We start from the raw sequence: 545 nt of genomic DNA, 5'->3' as shown, positions 1-545 counted from the left end.
TCAGTTTGTTGCGTCGTGGATTGGCTTCCAGCGGTCGGTTCAGTTCCTGGGTTTTCTGATCGAGCAGGTTGCCAGCCGGGTCGAAGGCGAAGGTTTCCACGCCGAGGCGGCTGGTGGCCTTGAGCAGGCGGCCGACCGGATCGTACTGGTACTCCAGCGCCCCGCGACGGCTGTCGTGGATGTTGGTCAGCTGGCCGGCAGCGTCGTAGCGGTATTGACGCTTGAGCAAGGTGGACTGGCCGTCATGGCTACCCAGTAGTTGCTCCTGCAAGCGCCCGACCGGATCCCAGGCCTGGGTCTGCATCAGCTTGTTGCCCTGATGACGGACCACCTCGCGGTGCAGGTCGTCGCGCTCATAGGCCAGCATCTCGTGCTGGTCGAGGGTCATGCCGAGCAGGTGGCCGCTGCCGTAGGTCAGCCAGCTGACCTTGTGGCCGTCCGGGCGGATGGTGGCGGTGCGCTGGTTGAGCGCGTCGTACTCGTGCTGCCATACCGCGACCATCGGCGTGCCGGTGGCCAGGTAATGCTGGTGCTCGCGGGTCAGG

The 545-nt window shown here is 65.3% G+C and carries 1 pseudogene; it reads right to left on the bottom strand.

Features of this window, described 5'->3' with window-relative positions:
- Positions 1 to 545 (bottom strand): annotated as a pseudogene (locus F3J43_RS23680) (hypothetical protein); the annotation flags it as partial.

The sequence above is a fragment of the Pantoea sp. Cy-639 genome, assembly GCF_011752525.1.
In the GTDB taxonomy this organism is placed as follows: Bacteria; Pseudomonadota; Gammaproteobacteria; order Pseudomonadales; family Pseudomonadaceae; genus Aquipseudomonas.
The sequence above is the reverse complement of the archived record's forward strand: the minus strand, read 5'-3'. Positions and strand labels throughout refer to the sequence as shown.